Origin of the sequence: Pseudophaeobacter sp. EL27 (genome assembly GCF_900313025.1) — a bacterium.
Taxonomy (GTDB): Bacteria; Pseudomonadota; Alphaproteobacteria; order Rhodobacterales; family Rhodobacteraceae; genus Pseudophaeobacter.
The window spans coordinates 331,706-352,033 of the sequence record NZ_OMPQ01000009.1 but is presented as its reverse complement, the minus strand read 5'-3'; the positions used below and the strand labels follow the sequence as shown (position 1 = coordinate 352,033).

16 protein-coding genes, 1 tRNA gene and 1 pseudogene are annotated in these 20,328 nt (G+C 56.9%); 11 read left to right on the top strand and 7 right to left on the bottom strand.

Translation table 11 applies throughout. The features are described 5' to 3' along the window. Nucleotides 1-3: 3 nt before the first annotated feature. Together ED661_RS09380 and guaB are read right to left on the bottom strand one after the other, a co-directional pair. Nucleotides 4-1,173, bottom strand: coding sequence for an RsmB/NOP family class I SAM-dependent RNA methyltransferase (locus ED661_RS09380; protein ID WP_122073656.1), 1,170 nt, complete (start codon nucleotides 1,171-1,173; stop codon nucleotides 4-6). 48 nt (nucleotides 1,174-1,221) lie between these two features. Then, the gene (gene guaB, locus ED661_RS09375) at nucleotides 1,222-2,670 is read right to left on the bottom strand and encodes an IMP dehydrogenase (protein ID WP_122073655.1); all 1,449 of its coding nucleotides are present in this window, start codon (nucleotides 2,668-2,670) and stop codon (nucleotides 1,222-1,224) included. Between the two features lie 213 nt (nucleotides 2,671-2,883). On the opposite strand from guaB, the gene ED661_RS09370 reads away from it, so the two are divergent. From ED661_RS09370 to ED661_RS21915, 5 genes are all read left to right on the top strand, one after another. Next, on the top strand, nucleotides 2,884-4,494 hold the full coding sequence (locus ED661_RS09370) for an SEL1-like repeat protein (RefSeq protein ID WP_122073654.1): 1,611 nt from the start codon (nucleotides 2,884-2,886) through the stop codon (nucleotides 4,492-4,494). 128 nt (nucleotides 4,495-4,622) lie between these two features. Continuing rightward, nucleotides 4,623-5,807, top strand: coding sequence for a CaiB/BaiF CoA-transferase family protein (locus ED661_RS09365; RefSeq protein WP_122073653.1), 1,185 nt, complete (start codon nucleotides 4,623-4,625; stop codon nucleotides 5,805-5,807). Between the two features lie 145 nt (nucleotides 5,808-5,952). Beyond that, nucleotides 5,953-7,995, top strand: coding sequence for an ASKHA domain-containing protein (locus ED661_RS09360; protein WP_122073652.1), 2,043 nt, complete (start codon nucleotides 5,953-5,955; stop codon nucleotides 7,993-7,995). Between the two features lie 156 nt (nucleotides 7,996-8,151). Continuing rightward, nucleotides 8,152-8,225 (top strand) — tRNA-Gly (locus ED661_RS09355). Nucleotides 8,226-8,765: 540 nt separating this feature from the next. Continuing rightward, the gene (locus ED661_RS21915; protein WP_162930080.1) at nucleotides 8,766-8,945 is read left to right on the top strand and encodes a hypothetical protein; all 180 of its coding nucleotides are present in this window, start codon (nucleotides 8,766-8,768) and stop codon (nucleotides 8,943-8,945) included. A 97-nt stretch (nucleotides 8,946-9,042) separates the two neighbouring features. Here the strand turns inward: ED661_RS21915 and ED661_RS22200 are convergent. Continuing rightward, nucleotides 9,043-9,237: pseudogene (locus tag ED661_RS22200) on the bottom strand (transposase); the annotation flags it as partial. 485 nt (nucleotides 9,238-9,722) lie between these two features. On the opposite strand from ED661_RS22200, the gene ED661_RS09335 reads away from it, so the two are divergent. The 3 genes from ED661_RS09335 to ED661_RS09320 all read left to right on the top strand — a co-directional run bounded on the left by ED661_RS09335 (nucleotide 9,723) and on the right by ED661_RS09320 (nucleotide 11,769). After that, entirely contained in the window at nucleotides 9,723-9,974 is a 252-nt protein-coding gene (locus tag ED661_RS09335; protein ID WP_122073649.1) for a transposase, read from the top strand. A 665-nt stretch (nucleotides 9,975-10,639) separates the two neighbouring features. Further along, the gene (locus ED661_RS09325) at nucleotides 10,640-10,930 is read left to right on the top strand and encodes a hypothetical protein (protein WP_122073647.1); all 291 of its coding nucleotides are present in this window, start codon (nucleotides 10,640-10,642) and stop codon (nucleotides 10,928-10,930) included. 359 nt (nucleotides 10,931-11,289) lie between these two features. After that, nucleotides 11,290-11,769 carry a thioesterase family protein gene (locus ED661_RS09320; protein WP_122073646.1) on the top strand — a complete coding sequence of 160 codons (480 nt, stop codon included), beginning with the start codon at nucleotides 11,290-11,292 and terminating at the stop codon, nucleotides 11,767-11,769. An 18-nt stretch (nucleotides 11,770-11,787) separates the two neighbouring features. On the opposite strand, the gene pgl is transcribed toward ED661_RS09320, so the two are convergent. Together pgl and zwf are read right to left on the bottom strand one after the other, a co-directional pair. Beyond that, nucleotides 11,788-12,459, bottom strand: a complete 672-nt coding sequence (gene pgl, locus ED661_RS09315; protein WP_122073645.1) for a 6-phosphogluconolactonase — start codon at nucleotides 12,457-12,459, stop codon at nucleotides 11,788-11,790. Then, nucleotides 12,456-13,931 carry a glucose-6-phosphate dehydrogenase gene (zwf, locus tag ED661_RS09310; RefSeq protein ID WP_122073644.1) on the bottom strand — a complete coding sequence of 492 codons (1,476 nt, stop codon included), beginning with the start codon at nucleotides 13,929-13,931 and terminating at the stop codon, nucleotides 12,456-12,458. Before zwf ends, pgl begins: the two co-directional genes overlap by 4 nt. A 147-nt stretch (nucleotides 13,932-14,078) precedes the next feature. On the opposite strand from zwf, the gene ED661_RS09305 reads away from it, so the two are divergent. Next, nucleotides 14,079-15,032: a radical SAM protein gene (locus ED661_RS09305; protein ID WP_122073643.1), complete on the top strand. Its 954-nt coding sequence runs from the start codon at nucleotides 14,079-14,081 to the stop codon at nucleotides 15,030-15,032. Nucleotides 15,033-15,086: 54 nt separating this feature from the next. Here the strand turns inward: ED661_RS09305 and ED661_RS09300 are convergent, their stop codons facing one another. Next, complete coding sequence (locus tag ED661_RS09300) at nucleotides 15,087-15,356, bottom strand: usg protein (protein ID WP_122073642.1); 270 nt, start codon at nucleotides 15,354-15,356, stop codon at nucleotides 15,087-15,089. Between the two features lie 204 nt (nucleotides 15,357-15,560). Here ED661_RS09300 and gyrA point away from each other — a divergent pair, with 204 nt between their 5' ends. Continuing rightward, nucleotides 15,561-18,296, top strand: a complete 2,736-nt coding sequence (gene gyrA / locus ED661_RS09295; RefSeq protein ID WP_122073641.1) for a DNA gyrase subunit A — start codon at nucleotides 15,561-15,563, stop codon at nucleotides 18,294-18,296. 137 nt (nucleotides 18,297-18,433) lie between these two features. Then, complete coding sequence (locus ED661_RS09290) at nucleotides 18,434-18,784, top strand: DUF6614 family protein (protein WP_122073640.1); 351 nt, start codon at nucleotides 18,434-18,436, stop codon at nucleotides 18,782-18,784. Between the two features lie 72 nt (nucleotides 18,785-18,856). Here the strand turns inward: ED661_RS09290 and ED661_RS09285 are convergent, their stop codons facing one another. Continuing rightward, complete coding sequence (locus ED661_RS09285) at nucleotides 18,857-20,326, bottom strand: carboxypeptidase M32 (RefSeq protein WP_122073639.1); 1,470 nt, start codon at nucleotides 20,324-20,326, stop codon at nucleotides 18,857-18,859. Nucleotides 20,327-20,328 lie beyond the last annotated feature (2 nt).

Here is a 20,328-nt window from a genome sequence, read left to right as displayed (position 1 = left end):
AGCCTAGCCGATATGCGTCAACACAGTGACAAAAAATCCATCAGTTCCGTCCTGAACCTGCCAGACGGCCTGCTCACCGAGCTTCCAGCCCGCATGACTGTCAAGAAAGCCTTGAATTTGTGCGGTGTTTTCCTCGTCCAACATGGAACAGGTAGCATAGGCCAAATGGCCTCCTTCGCGCACCAGCTGCGCCGCATCTTCCAGGATTTGACGCTGTGACAGACGGATTTCATCCAGCATCGCACGGGTAAGGCGCCATTTACCCTCTGGCGCCCGCCGCCAGGACCCCGAACCGGAACAGGGCACATCACAGAGCACCAGATCAAAAGCCTCTGCGCGCTCCAGCTCATCCTCGGACAGGCAGGTTATATCGGCCCCTGCCCTCTGCGCCCGCAACGGTAGGTCATTCATCCGGCTGGCATTGGCATCATGGGCAAAAAGATCCACTTTGGCCTGCCCCGCCATGGCCAGGCTTTTGCCGCCGCCACCAGCGCAGAAATCCAGCACCCGCATACCATCCTGCAATGGCAAACGGTCAACTACCGCCTGACTGGCGGCATCTTGCAATTCTACCAGACCATCGGCAAAGCAATCACTATTGCGGATCTTGCGCCCACCCTGGGTTACCTCCAAAGCAGTCTCACTGGCCGGATGAGGGGTGCAGAGAATGCCCTCTTCCGCCAGGGCCTCAATTGCATCAGCGCGATTGCTGCGCAGCAGGTTCACCCGCAGATGCACCGGCGCCCGCGACTGCAGTGCCACCGCAGCAGCCTCCGCTGCCACGCCGAGGCTGTCGCTGAAGGAGGGCCAGACCCAATCGGGGATATCCAGACGCTCTGCATCAGAGGCGAAATCGGCTGGCGTTACAGCCTCTGCCTCTGTCAGCGGCGAAGGCCCGTAGCCTTGACCACTAAACACGGTCTCTGGATCAACACCTTCGGCCCGCAAAGAGCCCAATACCAGACCGCGGCCAGTTTGCGACCCGCCCAGCACCGCAAAGGAGCGGCGGCAGCGCAGGGCGGTAAAGACATGATCCCGCACAGCAGCGCGATCCTTGGAGCCGGCATAGCGATTACGCCGCCCCCAAGAGGTCAGCGCCTTCTCCGACGCCTCCCCATCCAGGATCAGATCAAGAATTTCGATGGCCGCCTGCTGGCGGGCAGCCGGGGTCATACCCAGGCTCCAAAGCTACAAAGGGTCATCGTCATCTTTCCAATCTCATTAGCCGATACGGTAGTTCGGGCTTTCACGGGTGATCTGCACATCATGCACATGGCTTTCTTTGAGGCCTGCACCGGTGATGCGCACAAAGGAGCACTCCTTACGCATCGCCTCGACAGTGGCGCTGCCGGTATAGCCCATGGCGGCACGCAGCCCGCCGACCAGCTGGTGGATCACCGCATTGGCAGTACCTTTGTACGGCACCTGACCTTCGATACCTTCGGGCACCAGTTTGTCACTGGCGGCATCTTTCTGGAAATAGCGATCGGCAGAGCCCCGCGCCATGGCCCCAAGCGAGCCCATACCCCGGTAGGATTTGAACGAACGGCCCTGATAGAGGATGACTTCGCCGGGGCTTTCATCTGTGCCGGCGATCATCGATCCAACCATGGCACAGGAGGCACCCGCCGCAATCGCCTTGGCAAAGTCACCGGAGAACTTGATACCACCATCAGCAATCACTGGGATATCGCCCGCAGCCGCGGCACAGTCCATGATCGCTGTCAGCTGTGGAACACCCACACCAGCCACCATGCGCGTGGTACAGATCGAGCCTGGCCCGATGCCAACCTTGATGGCATCCGCACCGGAATCGATCAACGCCGAGGTCGCAGCCCCGGTGGCGACATTGCCTGCAATGACCTGCACATTCGGGTATTGCGCCTTGATCCGCTTCACCGCCTCAAGAACACCGGCCGAGTGACCGTGGGCGGTATCGACCACCACGATATCAACACCGGCATCAATCAGCTGTTCAGAACGGGCAAAGCCGCTATCGCCAACCGAGCTGGCGGCAGCAACCCGTAGGCGGCCCAGCTCATCCTTGCAGGCGGTTGGGTTCAACACGGCCTGTTCGGTATCTTTCAGGGTCAACAGCCCCGTCAGCTTGCCCTCACCATCGGTGACCAGCAATTTTTCAATCCGGCGGGCCCGCATCATCGATTTGGCTTCGTCCAGATCTGCGGGCTCTTGCAGCATCGCCAGATTGTCGGAGGTCATCATCACGGAAACAGGGGTGTCATCATCGCTGGCAAAACGCATGTCGCGATTGGTCACGATACCAACGACACGGCCCGCTTCATCCACCACCGGGAAACCTGTCACCCGGTAGCGTTCCTGCAGTGCCTTGGCATCGGCCAGGGTCTGGCTTGCGAGCAGCGTGATCGGGTTGTAGACAATGCCGCTTTCAAAGCGTTTGACCCGGCGCACCTGCTTGGCCTGTTCATCTGCATCCAGGTTTTTGTGAATAACGCCCATGCCGCCGGCCTGCGCCATGGCAATAGCCATACGCGCCTCGGTCACAGTGTCCATCGCCGAACTCATCAGCGGAATATTCAGATCGATGCTGCGCGTCACACGCGTGCGTGTGTCCGCTGTGCTGGGCAGGACGTCAGACGCGCCTGGAACCAGTAGAACATCATCAAAGGTGAGTGCCTCACGAATCTGCATTTACTACCCCTATGCAAAACCCCGTTTGACGGTGACCCTATTGCACAGAAGTCAGGGAGTGAAAAGAGCTGGCAGCGGATTTTCCCCAGGCCCGCACAATCCTTGCTCGTTACCTCGCAGCCAGAACTCATTGCCGAGCGGATCTTGACGCATAAAACTTGCGCGGCCGCAAAGCACATGACTATAGGTTGAAAACTTTCAGCGAGAGATTGTATGACCTTTTATAAATACCTTTCCTCCCTTGCCGCTTGCGTCCTTTGTTCCAACGTTGCAATGGCCGGTGAAATCACCCTGTTCCCTCTGGCGGACAAGCAAAGCGACTTGACCGGATACATTAGCCGCACAGGTGGCTGGGTGTTGGAGCCGCAGTTTGAAAATGCAGAACCCTTTTCAACATACGGTGTTGCTCCGGTAGAGATGGATGGGAAATGGGGTGTCATCGACACTTCGGGTGAATTTGTCGTGCCACCAAAGTTTGAAAGCATCGCGGAATTCCAGTCGAATGGTCTTGCCGTTGTCCAGCTCAACCGCAAATACGGCATGATTAACTCCGCCGGAGAGATTACCATCGAAGCAAAATTCACCAGTCTGGACCCCTTTGAGGACAGGCAGGTAGCAATGGCAAAGCTTGACAACCGCATCGGTTTTGTCACCCGTTCCGGGGAGTTCACTCCTCTGGATAGCCTCAACGAAATTGGGAAATTCTCCTCACGTCAAAGTATGATGGCTCGGGTCTTTGGCGAAGCCGGAACCGGTGTCTTGGACGGACAGGGTAACCTGCTTTTGCCGCCTCAATATGAAGAGGTTGCCTTGGGATCTGCTGGGTTCCCCTTTGCCGTGAAACAGGATGGCCTCTGGGGATTTATGGCGGAACACAAAATTTGGGTCATCGAGCCGAAGTTTGAAAGCGCCATGGGATTTAACCCTGCTGGAACTGCCGCTGTTCAATATGCTGGCCAATGGGGCATCATCGACATAGACGGGCAGTGGGTTCTCAACCCAGAGCTGGACGCCATCATAAGTTTTTTAGGACCCAAAAGCCGAAGCTTAGCCATCAAAGACGGCAAGTACGGTGTTCTGTCTCATGACGGTAGTTGGATTTTGCCACCTCAATACCCAGGGCTTGGTTTCATCGACGAAAACGACAATTTGGCTGTGCACACGGCGAATGGTGTCGGCCTTATCACTCTCACAGGCGAATGGATCATACCGGCCAAATGGGAAGCGATTAGATTCATCCCTGCGTCCAATCTGTACAAAGTCGAAAACTCGGATGGCAAAAATGCGGTTTTTACGTCAGAGGGCAAACAGGTTAGCGACTTTCTCTACACCTATATTTTTGGCGTCAGTGATGAATTGACAAAAGTATACTTCGGTGACGACTTTACCATGGGGTACCTTGGGAAGGACTACCAGCCGATCACCTTCAATGCTGAGGATATTCCTGGCCTGAATAGCCAGCTTCAAGCCCGCGCCGATGGCGGCGACCCAGAGGCGCAGCTAGAACTGGGCTCCCTGCTCTGGCATGGCGTTGGGCACCGCAAAGACGTCGCCGAGGGGCTCGCCTATTTGAAAATGGCGGCCCATCAAGGATACCCTCCGGCTCAGAAAGCGCTGACAGACTTCTACTTCATGGAATCGCCCTCCCAGGCGAACTGGGCCTTAGCTTTGATGTGGGATTCGATCGCCAAACAAAATGGCGCACCTCTCGCTGGGGTTCTGACCACAACTCTGTCTGACAGCGTTTCTCCGGAAATCCTGCCTTTGATCGAGTTGCGCGCGTCACAATGTATCGATAGCGGATATTCCAACTGCCTGGAGTAGCGCCCTCCTTCGTGTCTCTTTCAGGCAATCTTTGTCAGACAAAAAAGTTTTGCTGATCTGCGTCAAAGCCGTTTCATCGAAAATCGCTATGGCTATTTCAAACGCGAACAGAACCACAGGAGCGCCCAATGTCTGCGCCACACCCCCTCGCCGCCGGTCCTCTGGCGGGCATTACCATTGTTGACCTCACCCATGTTCTGGCCGGCCCCTATGCCTCGATGACCCTGGCCGACCTAGGCGCACGGGTGATCAAGGTGGAGCGCCCCGGCAGCGGCGATGACACCCGTTCTTTCCCGCCCTTCAAAGGTGCAGACAGCGCCTATTTTGCCACCATCAACCACGGCAAGGAAAGCATCGCCCTGAACCTTAAAAACCCTGAGGACCGAGTTGTTTTTAATAGGCTTCTCACCAAAGCTGATGTGATCCTTGAAAACTATCGCCCCGGTGTGATGGAGCGTTTGGGCTTTGGCTGGGAGGACCTGCATGAACGTTTCCCAAGGCTGATCTATGGCGCTGTTTCCGGTTTTGGCCATAGTGGCCCGGACTCACAGCGGCCCGCCTATGACATGGTGGTTCAGGCCCGCGGTGGCGTGATGTCGATCACTGGTGAGCGCAATCGCGACCCGGTGCGGGTTGGCGCCTCAATCGGGGATATTGCTGCCGGCATGTTCCTGGCGCAGGGTGTGCTTGCGGCCCTGCTCGAAGTGCAAAAGACCGGTATCGGACAAAAGGTCGATATTGCCATGCTCGACAGTCAGCTGGCGCTGCTGGAACATGCCATTGCTATTACCTCAATCACCGGCGAGGCCCCGCGCCCCTCTGGGGCGCGTCACCCCTCGATCACCCCGTTTGAAACCTTTCACGCCGAGGATGGCCTATTTGTAATCGCGGCCGGAAATGACACTCTGTTTGCCAGGCTCTGCACCACCCTGGAATTGCCTCTGGCGCAGGACAAGCGTTTTGCGACCAACCCGGCCAGATGCGAAAATGCCCGCCTTTTGAAGCGCTTGATCGAAGCCGTTACCATTGACCGGCCTGCGGAATACTGGATTTCCCGCCTCACCGAGGCCGGCATCCCAACCGGCCCAATCCAGGATGTGGCACAGGTGTTGAAAGATCCGCAGATCCTGGCGCGCAACATGGTGGTTGATGTGCTGGATGACGACGGTGCCCCTGCCTATGTGGCGGCAGGCAACCCGATCAAGATGTCAGGCCTGACGGATCCCAAGACCCGCGCGCCTGCGCCGCGCCTGGATGGCAACCGTCAGGCCATTCTTGACTGGCTGGACGCGGTTTCGCCTGCTTTGGACTAAAAACGGGCCTGTCGCAGGTTTCAGGAGACCCAGAGGCGGGCACAAAATGACGCCGCTGGACCAGATTGTGGCGTTCTGCGACTTTTGATTGCCCGGACAAGCCCCTATGGTCCGGGGACAATACATGAATCCAAGGGGTGCCTTCATGAGCAGCGATCCTCTCGTCATCTTTACGCCATCGGGCAAACGCGGTCATTTCCCGCTGGGCACCCCCGTTTTGACGGCCGCACGCCAATTGGGAGTAGATCTCGACTCGGTCTGTGGCGGCCGTGGCATCTGTTCAAAATGCCAGATCACCCCCTCTTATGGCGAGTTCTCCAAGCACGGCGTCACGGTTGCCGATGACGCCTTGACCGAGTGGAACAAGGTGGAGCAGCGTTACAAGGACAAGCGCGGGCTGATTGATGGGCGCCGTTTGGGCTGTCAGGCGCAGGTTCAGGGCGATGTGGTGATCGATGTCCCGCCTGAAAGCCAGGTGCACCGCCAAGTGGTGCGCAAACGCGCCGAAGCGCGTGACATCACCATGAACCCCTCAACCCGTCTGTTCTATGTCGAGGTTGAAGAACCCGATATGCACAAGCCCTCGGGCGATATGGAACGGCTGATTGAGGCGCTTGATACCCAATGGCAGCTCAAGGATGTCAAAACCGACCTGCATATCCTACAGAGCCTGCAGCCCGCCCTGCGCAAAGGCCAGTGGAAAGTCACCGTGGCCGTGCATCTGGGCGACGAGAGCCATCCGCCCAAGATCATGCATATCTGGCCTGGCTACTATGAGGGCACCGTCTATGGGCTGGCGGTTGACCTGGGCTCCACCACCATCGCCGCGCATCTGTGTGATCTAAAAAGCGGCGAGGTTGTCGCCTCCTCTGGCATCATGAACCCGCAGATCCGCTTTGGCGAAGATCTGATGAGCCGGGTTTCTTATTCGATGATGAATGAGGGCGGCGACCAAGAGATGACCCGTGCGGTCCGCGAGGGGATGAATGCCCTTTTCACCCAGATCGCCTCCGAGGCCGAAATCGACAAAGATCTGATCGTGGATGCGGTATTTGTCTGCAACCCGGTGATGCATCACCTATTCCTTGGGATCGATCCCTTTGAGCTGGGCCAGGCCCCCTTTGCCCTTGCCACCTCGGATTCGCTGGCACTGCGCGCAGCTGAGTTGGATCTCAACATCCACCCGGCCGCCCGCGTCTACCTGCTGCCCTGTATCGCCGGCCATGTCGGCGCCGATGCGGCAGCCGTTGCCCTGTCTGAGGCACCGGACAAATCCGAAGATCTGGTCCTGGTGGTTGACGTCGGCACCAATGCGGAAATCCTACTGGGCGACAAGAACAAGGTGCTTGCCTGTTCCTCCCCCACTGGCCCCGCCTTTGAGGGCGCGCAGATCTCCAGCGGTCAGCGCGCAGCCCCCGGTGCCATTGAACGGCTTGAGATCAACCCAGAAACCAAGGAGCCGCGGTTCCGGGTTATCGGTTCCGAGATCTGGTCGGATGAGGAAGGCTTTGACGCGGCAATCGCCACCACTGGCATCACCGGCATCTGTGGCTCGGGCATCATCGAGGCCATTGCTGAGATGCGCATGGCCGGGGTGCTGGATGCCTCTGGCCTCATTGGCTCAGCGGAACAGACTGGCACGCCACGTTGCATCCAGGACGGGCGCACCAATGCTTACCTCGTCTGGGATGGCAGTACCGAGGGAGGCCCCAAGATCACCATCACCAATCCGGATATCCGCGCGATTCAGATGGCCAAGGCAGCGCTTTACTCTGGCGCACGCCTGTTGATGGACAAGTTTGGCGTCGACACAGTGGATCGCGTGGTTCTGGCCGGCGCCTTTGGCGCGCATATCTCGGCCAAACACGCCATGGTTCTGGGGATGATCCCGGACTGCCCGATCAAAAAGGTCACCAGCGCAGGCAATGCCGCAGGAACCGGGGCGCGCATCGCTCTACTCAACACCAAGGCCCGCAGCGAGATCGAAGAAACCGTTCGTCGTATCGAGAAGATCGAAACCGCAGTAGAGCCGCGTTTCCAGGAGCATTTTGTCAATGCTTCGGCGATCCCCAATGCCAGTGATCCTTTCCCGGTTCTGGCCTCAATCGTGACGCTACCTCAGGTCAATTTCAACACCGGCGGAGGGGATGGCGCCACCGGTGGTCGCCGCCGCCGTCGTCGCGGCTAATTATGGAACCGAACCTTGGAGAGACAGGTTGTTCCTGCCTCTCCAAGGCAGTGTAACCTTCTGATTACATGTAACTAACACGAAAGTTTCCTAGTTAAAATTCCCTGCCAGCATGTATTGACCTCTCTTAATCCTTTGGATATCAAAGCCGCAGCGGCGGGTATGGTGAAAAGGTATCACGGCAGCTTCCCAAGCTTTAGTTACGAGTTCGATTCTCGTTACCCGCTCCAAGATCGAACCCTTAGAACACATCACAAGAATTAGTATGTGTTCGGGTTCAATGACTTAAAACCACCGTGATTTGAACACCCCACCAATCCCGCAACAAATCCCGCAACCGTCGGGCTTTTGTCGTAGTGATTTTGGAGCCTTTCAGCGCTCAGATTTAGTGGGCAATGAGCGGGATGAGAGACGATCGGGAGCGGCATCCAAGTGGACGAAAAGAACCGCTGCTATGGGAGCGGCGCGCGGGTACAGTTTTCACTGTTGTCGCCTTCATTGTTACCCTGCTCGCGCTCTAGAGCTGATCTTTGTTTAACTGTCGAGAGGTGCCCATGCAAATAGATCTGCAATCCAGCCTGCCCGATGTACAGCGCGACCTAACAGACGCCGCCTGGTAACATCTCCCCTTTGCGACCTAGGTTGCCCTGGATGACACGGGCGAGGATCTGATAGAGTTGAACAAGCGCCATAGGCATCATGGTTTTCTCAATCCGACAGGCTGGACGCTCAATGCCCTTCACTTTCGAAGCGCTATCAAGCGCCGATTTATGATCACGATCCAGCGTAGTTTCGCCGCCCCCTGTAAGGACTACCTTTTGCGCCATGTTGAGGGCGGGTCGCGGCACAAGAACGGGTTGGACCGGCTGCTAAATGCACGGCTGCGCGCCGTGACCATCTCACCAGATGATCTTGATCAGATCACCGCGCCGACCGCAAAAGGCAAATAGATGCCCCGTGAACGGATCTTGCTTCAACCTCTGCTCGACTAGCGCCACCAGTGTCGTAAATTCCCGCCGAATGTCAGTCAATCAGTCGCCAGCCAGACCCGAGAGTTCGCCAGAGCGCCATGCCGAACAGCCCCTTCATCGTCAGGTATGCTTGGAAAACAGTATCGCTGTAAGTGGATTGCCTGCCGCGCTTGCCGGTCGGTACAGTCTACCCGGTCATTTCTGGGTCAAACCATGTCCTCAACGCACCACGACGTTTGAGCGCTTCGGTATAGGCTAGCAAGTGCTTGATCTTGCAGGTTGGGGGGGCGGTCTACTCATGCATCCCAGCTACCGCACTGGTTTCACAATATAAAACCATCACGGAATTTGTGCAACAGAGCTGCATCCCTCCAAAGGTATGGGCCAAGGGCATGCAAAGGGAGAAAGCTACCACTGACAGCAGACCTAGACGAAGTAGTTAGGACATAGTGACGTCCTTTATTCAGATTGACCTCTTCAAACTAGTGTGGAGATATCCCTTTCATCAGTTGCGAAATTGCCAACTGTCGGTCTGGCCCCGCCAATCTGAATCTCTGTCTCTTCCCATGAGGTGGCCCACGCCAAGGACTGGAAATTGACCGTGATGGGCCAGTTCAGAGTTTTAACGATTTTGCACCTGAGTGGATTGAGAAGGGAGAGGTTTGCTCCCAACCCATTCTGTTGAAAACCTCATGTTGTTTTCGGAACCGGCTGCTGTTTCAATTCTTTTGTCAGCAATGGAGTTTAATCGCGAGGATGGGGCCACGTCACGAAGCCCAAACCGCTCTGTTCTATGATTTTCAGATTGAGGTTCATGTCCCTGGTGATCTTGTATTGCGGGCGATAGCTGGCGTGATCGATCTGTCCAGCGTTGGTGCCCATCTGACTGAGTTCTACAGTTCCACTGATCACCCTTGGGCTGATCCTGAACTGATGATGCGCATGCTGCTGGTCGGATATGTCACGGGTATCCGTTCTGAACGGCGGCTCTGTGAAGAGGTCCACTGAACATCAAATCCGGTTTGGCGAGCGGTCAACGATACGCGGCCGATGCCAGCATCCTTGCCGCCGACACCAACCGTCAGAAGTCCACGCCGAAAGAGGACTGCCCCCCCCGGAGACATTGATCCCAGTGCAGCGCCACATGCGGTTTTAGAGTATCCGGAAACGCTTGATGACGCCGCCTTTGGTGCCGCCAGTAGCGTTAGGCCCAGGCCATCGCGCATTTAGATGCAACAGCTCAGTGGACTACCGCAGGCGATGGGCCCGCATTTTTGCTTATTCAACACCCTAATTGCTCGATACTGACACTGCCGTGATCCTCCGCTATCGAGCATAAAAACATGCCCTGCCGGTCAGCGCATGTGGCGCCATGACGAATTTATCCTCGCTGCAACCGCTCAAAGCTCCAAAAGCCAGCCAGATTGGCCCCAAAGCCAACGCAAGCCAGAGCCGCAGCATGAACCAGAGACGGGAACAGATTCTCCTGAGATACAGGGCCGCAAAAACTTCTATTTTTTTTCAACAGAATTGGCCCAAAGCTGCCAACAGGCAGAAAACCGGCCTCCAAGCCGGGAGATCATACACAACTTGGCAACACAGATGAAACGACTTACTGCGATCTCAACGAGGAACCAATCCTCCACTGCTTAGTATAACGATCGGAAATAACGATGAAAAAAGTTTCAACACTCATTTTTTCTCTTACTTGTGCGACACCAGCCTGGGCTGAACCGGTTCCCAGATTTGATGAGTTTCTAACCATCATGAGGGCGCATGACTGCAAAATGACCTTCGACGAGGCCACTCAGGTTTTGGTCAAGGAGGCGGGGTTTGAACTAGACGAACTCAAAACTGTTAGTCGTTATGCGATGGAAAACGGCATCGCGCATATGGAAAACTCAAGCCGAGAGAACCCGGGTGGTGAACTTCTGATCCTCTCAGAAAGCAGCTGTAAAGGCTGATTTCACGGCGGCACTACTTCATCGGGACGCGGTTCATGGTCCTGAACTCTCCCGACAGAAGTGGACCGCCTCCTGGCCTTTCAGTCTCAAGATGTGACAGGATGCGCGACATACCCAATCGAGCCCTCCGTCGAGGTCACCAAAAGATTGCGAATTTCTGCATCCTTTCCAAGCGGATTTCTCACTCGGATTCTCCGATCGCGAAATCTGGCAGCTTTTAAATTTTAGGAAAAAGTTCTGCCTGTTCTTACTTTCCCAGCCTCATAAATCGATTGAGACACAACGGCACGACAGCGGTGGCCTTGTTGCAGCCTTTGGGCCTCTTGCCTTTCGCCCCGCAGAGGGGCTAGGCGATAGGGATGGATTTACGTTTTCTCACCCCGCTCACCGCTGATGAACAACTTGCCCAAGGTTTGGATCAGCCCAAGCCAATGGCCCTGGCGGATCGGGTTCGATTTTCCGAACTCGACATTCTGCGCCACGTCAACAACAAGGCCTATCTGGGTTGGTTTGAGACGGCGCGTGTCTCCTATTTTGACGGGCTTTGCGCCAAACATTTTGCAGGTATGCCGGCACCGCGCTCTGTTTTGCGCAATGCAAATGTGCATTACATGCGGGAAATGGTGCTTGATGAACCCTATATCACCACCGCACGCTGCCTTTCCTTTCGCAAAACCTCTTATGTGATGGAACAGCAAATTTGGTCGGACGGGCTTCGGGCTACTCTTGAGGCGGTGATGGTGCTGCGAAGCCCGGATGGTGCTGCCGGCTATCCCCTGCCCCAAGCCCTAAAGCAGCAGTTCGTCACTCTGGACAGCGCCTCCCAAGCGGAGGGCTGATCTGCTCAGAACCCAGGGTTACGGTGCCCAGTGAATTGTCATCTCGGTCAAGACCGCCTGAATGGGCGCCTGTTCCGGGGGCAGTGACAGCGCCTTGTCCAGCGCCTTTTTCTTGGCCTCGCCGTAGATCACCAGATGTTTGGACAGGGCCCCGTCGAGCACCGGCGCCGAGAGGCTGACACGAGGCTCTGGCTGGCTGTCGGGCCGTAGGACTGACAGGATTGGCGCATTGGCAGAGAGCGCCTGCTCCAGCCCTGCAACGCCGGGAAACAGCGAGGCCGTGTGCATGTCCTCACCCATGCCCAGCAGAACGACTGAGAGCGGCAGGTTGGGCACGATCTGTGTCTCGACCTCGGCCAGCACCTCTTCTGGCTCTCTGGCAGGGATGTGAAAGGGCAGGAAATGCGCCGCCGCTGCCCGGTCGGTCAACAGGCGCTCCCGGATCAGGCGGGCGTTGGAGCGTTCACTCTCCATCGCCACCCAGCGCTCATCCGTGGCCATGACATGCACCCGCCCCCAGTCCAGATCCGAGGCACAGAGATCATCAAAAATCGGTGCTGGCGAGGTGCCGCCGGCCACCGCAAGCGAGGCGGTATCGTGATGCAGAAGATGCATCTCCAGATCCCCCGCAATGGCACTGGCGACATCGACGGCCAAGAGGTCTCTGTCAGGGTATTCAATAAACTTCATGGGTTTATCCCTCTCCATTCACGTTGATCCCGGCGCAACAGAAGATCCGCATCCCCCGGGCCGGTACTGCCGCTTTCATAGGGTTTTGGGACATCACCACGCGACTGCCAACCCGCAATAATGGGATCAGTCCAGCCCCAGGCGGCTTCCACTTCATCGCCGCGCATAAACAGGGTCTGATTGCCGCGCACCACATCCATGATCAATCGCTCGTAGGCATCTGCTGGATCAATTCCCTTGGGACCCAGGGCCTCGGCAAAGCTCATATCCAAGGGCACATCCATCAGGCGCATGCCCCCCGGTCCCGGCTCCTTGATGGTCACGCTCAGGGTGATACCCTCATTGGGTTGCAGGCGGATTTTCAGATGATTGGCGTGACGCCCGGCTTCCTCGCCAAAGATCGAATGTGGCGCATCCTTGAACATCACATTGATCACTGATGAGCGCGCCTTCAGGCGCTTACCTGTGCGCAGGTAAAACGGTGTCCCAGCCCAACGCCAGTTGCTGATATGGGCCTTGAGTGCGATGTAGCTTTCGGTGCTGCTGCGTTGATTCTCAACGGTTTCCCGGTAATTTAGATCCCGTCCAACCGCTCCCAAAGCTGGCGCGTATTGGCCCCGCACAATGTGATAGGGCTCGACCGGGTCAAGTGCGCGAATGACCTTGAGCTTCTCATCCCGCACCGCATCAGGATCAAACTTGGCCGGCGGTTCCATCGCGATCAGACACAACAGCTGCATCAGATGGTTCTGCATCATGTCGCGCATCGCGCCTGAGCGCTCATAATAGTCTTCACGCCCCATGACCCCAACAGTTTCGGCCACGGTGATCTGAATGTGATCCACATATTGGCTGTTCCAAAGCGGTTCAAACAGCATATTGCCAAAGCGCACCGCCATGAGGTTCTGCACGGTTTCCTTGCCGAGATAGTGATCAATCCGGTAGATCTGCCCCTCTTCAAAATGACTGGCCAGGGTCCGGTTCAGATCCCGCGCCGAGGCCAGATCATGACCAAAGGGTTTTTCGACAACAATACGCGTCTTCGCATTGGTCAGCCCATAGCTGTGCAACCGCTCCGCCAGCGGGCCAAACAGGGTCGGGCCAACCGAAAAGTAAAACACCTGCACCCGATCCGCGCCGGCGCCAGAAATACGCTCGCAAAGTGCAGGCCAGCCCGTCTCTCCGGTCGCATCCAGGGGGACATAGGTCACCAATTGCAAAAACCCGGCCAGCGCATCTGCATCACAAATCTGTTCGCTCACCGGTTGCTTCAGGTCTGACGACAGTTTCTCGCGGTAATCCGAGGTGGAAAACCCGGACCGCGCGGCGCCAATAATCCGGGTTCCTGCGGGAATTTGCCCGGCGCAGAACCTGCGAAACAGCGCTGGCAGAATCTTGCGCTGGGCCAGATCGCCTGTTGCTCCAAAGACCACCAGATCAAAAGGCTCGACCGGAATGACACGAGATACCATCTTGTTTTCCAACTTCCTGCAACGATAAGGCCCGACTTGGTGAACCGAGGCCATCACTTCCCTGTCATAAAGCCCTGCGGCGGCTTTTCATTTTCCACCATTATAAGCTAGCTTCCAGCGAAAGAAACTGTCCGAGAGTGCTTAAGCGTGAAAGATCTAACTGTTCCAACCGCCAATATCGGCAAATTCAAAGACAGTCTTGTGACAGCGGATGGATCTGAGCGTGCCTCTGTTGCGCTCAGCAACCCCGAAACCCTGTGGTTCAACACCGGAACGCTCTGCAATATCGAATGTGAGAATTGCTATATTCTCAGCTCTCCCACCAATGATGCGCTGGTTTATCTGACCGAGGCCGAACTGCGCCCCTATCTCGACCAGATATCTGAGCGCGCCTGGCCAATCCGCGAAATCGGTTTCACTGGCGGTGAGCCCTTTATGAACCCCGACATGATCGCCATGACCAGAACCGCGCTGGCGCGTGGCTTTGAGGTGCTGATCCTGACCAATGCAATGCTGCCCATGATGCGCAAATCCATGCGTGCAGGGCTGCAGGAACTGGAAGCCTCCTACCCCGGCAAAATGACACTGCGGGTCTCGCTGGATCATTTCACCCCAGAGCACCACGATTCCGAACGTGGTGCGGGCAGTTTTGACAAGAGCATCCAAGGCATGAAATGGCTACGCGACAATGGGATCAAAATGGCTGTGGCCGGCCGCAGCCTTTGGGGCGAAAGCGAGGCTGAGAGTCGTGACGGTTTTGCCAAGCTCTATCAGGCACATGGTTTTGATATCGATGCACAAAACCCAGGTGCAACGGTGCTGTTTCCGGAAATGGACGAAGCGGTTGAGGTGCCTGAAATCACCACCGCTTGCTGGGGGATCCTGAATAAGTCCCCCAATGACGTGATGTGTTCATCGTCCCGCATGGTGGTCAAACGCAAGGGGGCAAAGGCCCCTGTCGTACTGGCCTGCACCCTGCTGCCCTACTCAGAAGAGTTCGAACTGGGGGAGACCCTTGCCGAAGCCGAGGCCCCAGTCCGGCTGAACCACGCCCATTGTGCCAAATTCTGCGTTCTGGGCGGTGCCACCTGTTCAACCTGAGCTGACAGACGGTTCAAACACCGCCAACCCGTCCCGTCGAAAACCTGTCTCGGCTCAGTGCAGGTTCAAGATACCTTTGACGTTGCGCCATTCGCCCGGGCTGATCATCTTGCGATGGGTGAACCGCACTGAATGCAGTGGTCCCTCCAGCTCCCGCTGCCAGAATTCGATAAATTTAAAAAGGCGCTCATGGTCCGGGGCAAGATCATAATCTTGCCAGACATAGGTATTCAGAACATGTGCGTAATCGGGCATGTGATAGGTGAACTCGGCAGTGGTGAGCCCGTAGCCCTTGAGCATCATTTCAGTACTGCTCATCTCCATTTGTGGCCTCCTTTTGAGAGCCCCCAGATATAGACTAGCCCGAGAAAGGTTAACTGCGAGCAAATCATGGCATAAACGGAAGAAACCCCCTCAAAATCCACGCTAAACCTTAGCAAAACCGGGTGTTTGCTTGCGCCCTATATGCCCTCTCTGATAGGGTGCACCAACAAGATATAGACCCATAGAAAAGAACGGGCAGCTAACGTGACAGATACGCCGGAAACTCCTGAAAACGCAGACGAAAACCTTCCTCAGCGTTCCACTTATGATGGCCCCTCGGTCTCCATCGAAGCGGAAATGAAGACCTCCTATCTGGACTATGCGATGTCCGTCATCGTCAGCCGGGCGATCCCCGACCTGCGCGATGGGTTGAAACCGGTTCACCGCCGCATTTTGTATGCGATGCATGAGACCGGCAATAGCCACGACAAGAGCTATCGCAAATCCGCCCGTCCCGTTGGCGATGTCATGGGTAAATACCACCCGCATGGCGACAGCGCGATCTATGATGCCCTGGTTCGGATGGCGCAGGACTTCTCCATGTCGCTGCCGCTTTTGGACGGTCAGGGCAACTTTGGCTCAATGGATGGCGATAACGCGGCGGCGATGCGTTATACCGAAGTGCGGATGGATAAGCCCTCGGCCTTTATGCTGGCGGATATCGAAAAAGAGACGGTCGACTTCCAGGATAACTACGACGGCAAAGACAAAGAACCCACAGTCCTGCCCGCGCGTTTTCCAAATATGCTGGTCAATGGTGCTGGCGGTATCGCCGTGGGCATGGCAACCAATATTCCGCCCCATAACCTGGGCGAAGTCATCGACGCCACGCTGGCGCTGATTGATGATCCTGATCTCACCAGCGAACAGCTGATTGACTATGTGCCGGGCCCCGATTTCCCCACTGGCGCCATCATGCTGGGCCGCTCTGGCGCGCGCAAAGCCTATCTTGAGGGGCGCGGCAGCGTCATCATCCGCTCCAAGACCCGCGTCGAGGAAATCCGCAAGGATCGCTATGCCATCGTGGTGGATGAGGTCCCCTATCAGGTCAACAAGGCCGCGATGATCGAAAAGATCGCCGAGCAGGTGCGCGAGAAGAAGATCGAAGGCGTCGCCCATGTTCAGGATGAATCTGACCGCAATGGTGTGCGCGTGGTCGTCGAGCTGAAACGCGATGCAACGCCAGAGGTGGTGTTGAACCAGCTGTTCCGCTTCACCCCGATGCAGACCTATTTTGGCTGTAACATGCTGGCGCTGAATGGTGGCCGTCCTGAGCAGCTGACGCTGCGCCGTTTCCTCACCTCCTTCATTGATTTCCGCGAAGATGTGGTGGCACGCCGGACCGCCTATCTGCTGCGCAAGGCCCGCGAACGCAGCCATGTCTTGTGTGGTTTGGCCGTGGCCGTCACCAATATCGATGAGATCGTCGCAACCATTCGCCAGTCTGCAGATGCCGCTGAGGCGCGTCTCAAGCTGATGACCCGGCGCTGGCCCGCGCAGCCGATCCTGCAGTATATCGCGCTGATTGATGATCCGACCCATACCGCAAATGAGGACGGCACCTATAACCTGTCGGAAACCCAGGCCCGGGCCATTTTGGAACTGCGTCTGCAGCGTCTGACCCAGATTGGTGTCAAAGAAGTCACCGACGAGCTGGAAGACCTCGCCAGCAAGATCAAAGAATACCTTGAAATCCTGTCCTCGCGGGAGCGGATCATGGGCATCATCTGCGATGAACTGCGGGAAGTCCGTGAGCAATTTGCCGTGCCACGCCGGACCGAGATCGTGGACTGGTCCGGTGATATGGATGACGAAGACCTGATCGAGCGCGAAGACATGGTCGTGACCGTGACCTCTGGCGGCTATATCAAGCGTACGCCGCTGGTTGATTTCCGCGCACAAAAGCGCGGCGGCAAGGGCATTTCGGGCATGCAAACGAAGGAAGAGGATGTTGTTACCAACCTCTTTGTTGCCAATACCCATACACAGCTGTTGTTCTTCACCACCGACGGTATGGTTTACAAACTCAAGACCTGGCGCCTGCCGCAGTCCAGCCGTACTGGCAAGGGCAAGGCCATCGTCAATATCCTGCCGATCCCGGTTGGCGTGTCGATTGCCGCCATCATGCCAGTGGATCGCCCCGATGATGAATGGGCAGATCTGCAGATCGTCTTTGCCACTTCTGCCGGAACTGTGCGCCGCAACCGGTTGTCAGACTTCACTAATGTGAAATCCAACGGCAAAATTGCAATGAAGTTCGAAGAGGATCACGCCGAGACCAAGCTGATCAATGCCCGCATCTGCTCCGAAGAGGACGATGTGATGCTGGTCACCAGCACCGGCCGTGCCATCCGCTTCCCCACTACGGATGTCCGCGTCTTCAACAGCCGCAATTCGGTTGGTGTGCGTGGTATCAAACTGGGCGATGATGCTGAGGTTGTCTCCATGTCGGTGATCCGTCACTTCGACGCCGAACCCTGGGAGCGCAGCGCCTTTATCAAACGCTTCCGTTCCGAACTTGGCAGCGATGTTTCCGAAGAGGAAACCACCACAGAAGAGGCCGAAGGCGCCCTGTCTGAGGAGCGCTATCAGGAAATGCTGGCGGCCAATGATCTGCTGGTCACCATCAACAAGCCCGGCGCTGGCAATCTGACCTCTGCGCATGATTACCGGGTCAGTGGCCGTGGCGGCCAGGGTGTGGGCGCCATGAAGGGCGGCGAAATTGTCGCCACCTTCCCTGTTGAGCTGGGCGACCAGATCATGCTGGCGACCTCCAAGGGCCAATCGATCCGGGTACCCGTTGACGGCATCTCCTTCCGTTCCCGCTCCGCCGGTGGGGTCCGTGTCTTCAACACCGGCAAGGGCGAAGAGGTGGTTTCGGTCGCTTGGATCGCCGAGAACGGCGAAGAAGACGAGAGTGGCGATACCTCCGAAGCCTAAGGCAACTTGATTCCTTGCTCTCAAACGCCGCTCCAAATTGGGGCGGCGTTTTTTGGTACCGGGGGGCGTTTTAACCCGAGGCTAAGGACTCTGTGACAGAGTCCAAGCGAAACTAGTTTTGCAACCGGGTAGCTCGCATGAACCTCTATCATTGTTCGATTGATCTAAAAGACGGAACCAAGGCCCTGGCCTTTGCCAATGCCGTGGACGTCTGGATGGGCTATCTAAAAGAGCGTGGCAAGATCCAGGGCTGGCGTCTGATGCGGCGCAAACTTGGCCTCGCCGCTGACAGTTGCCGGGATTTTCTGCTGGAAGTCGAAGTGAAGGATCTGAGCCAGCTGGATCAGGCCTTTCGGGCGCTTGAAGAAAAAGACGAAGAAGTAGAGCGGCTTTATTCCAACGTGAACGCGCTGATCGCCCATTCGGAAATTGGCCTCTACCGCCCCTTCCCCGATCCAGAACGCGCGGAACGTATGGCGCTGATCTAAGCCAGGTTCCATTCCGAAGATAAAAAGGCCAGGCAATTGCCCGGCCTTTTGTCGTTTCAGGGATAGGCTATTCTACAGATCGTAGAGGCCCGTGAACTTTTCGTCGAGATAAGTCATCAATGGTGTCGGGCTGGGGGCAGCGCCTGCGGCCAGCTCAATGGTCTCTACAGGGCTGCGCAACCCACCGAATTGTTGCAGGTTTTGGCGCAGCCAGTTGGTTGCAGAACTGGTATCGCCCGTTGCCAGATCGGCGTCCAAACCGGGCAGGTCATTGCGCATCTTCTGGTTCAGACAGCCGGCATAGACATTGCCCAGGGAATAGGTCGGGAAATAGCCAAACAGACCAACGGACCAGTGCACATCCTGCAAGCAGCCATTTGAGGGCTTGTCGACGCTGTAGCCAAAGTCCGCTTCAAAGCGATCATTCCAGGCCGCCTCCAGATCGCCAACCTCCAGATCACCCGCCATGAGCGCACGTTCCAGGTCAAAGCGCAGCATGATATGCAGGTTATACTGCAGCTCATCGGCTTCGGTGCGGATATAGCCTTTGTGTACTGTATTCACCGCCTTGTAGAACTCATCCGCATTGGCAATGCCAAAATCACCAAAGCTCTCGCGCATCTCACCATAGAGCCAGCTGGTAAAGGCGGCACCGCGCCCAATCTGGTTCTCATAGATCCGGCTCTGGCTTTCATGCACCCCCATCGAGACACCCCGTCCCAGCGGTGTCAGCAGGTAGTCGCGGCTGATGCCCTGCTCATAGGCACCGTGGCCGACCTCATGGATGGTGGAGTAGAAGCAGTTGAATGGGTCATGTTCGCTGGTACGGGTGGTGATCCGCACATCCAGCCCACTGCCCGAACTAAACGGGTGCACGGCCTTGTCGACCCGGCCGTGGCTCATATCATAGCCAAAGGCCTTGGCCAACTTGCGCGTCAGCTTCATCTGCGCGGCCTCATCAAAGCTGCCTTGCAGCGCTTTGGGCGCTGGCTTTTCCAGCACTCGCGCCCGCAGATCCACCAGGCCGGGGCGCATCGCGTCAAAGGTTGCGGCAATCTCCGCAGCGCTGGTGCCATGCTCATAGTCTTCAACCATGGCGTCATAGACATCGCCACCTGAGGCCAGGGCCTGACCCTCTTCCCGTTTCAGGGCGACCACCTCTTCCAGCACAGGCAGAAAGGCGGCGACATCTTCATCGGCGCGCGCAGCAGCCCATTTGCCCTGCGCCTCAGAGGTGACACGAGCAAGACGCCGTGCCAGATCCGCCGGCACCTTGACGCTGCGCTCGTATGAGCGCTTGATTTCACGCAGCTGCGCCGCGCCCACCTCATCCGGTGCTTCGGCCTCGGCCAGCCACTCAGCCACCTGCGGCGAGGAGCGACGCGCATGCAACACCGCCTCGATGGCGGCCATTTCTTCGCCGCGCTGTGGACCTGAGCCGCGGGGCATCATGGTTTCCTGATCCCACCCCAGCCGTCCGGCGATCTGCCCCAGGGCCTGGGTATCGCGCTCATAGGCCATCAAAGTGTCAAAAATGCTCATTG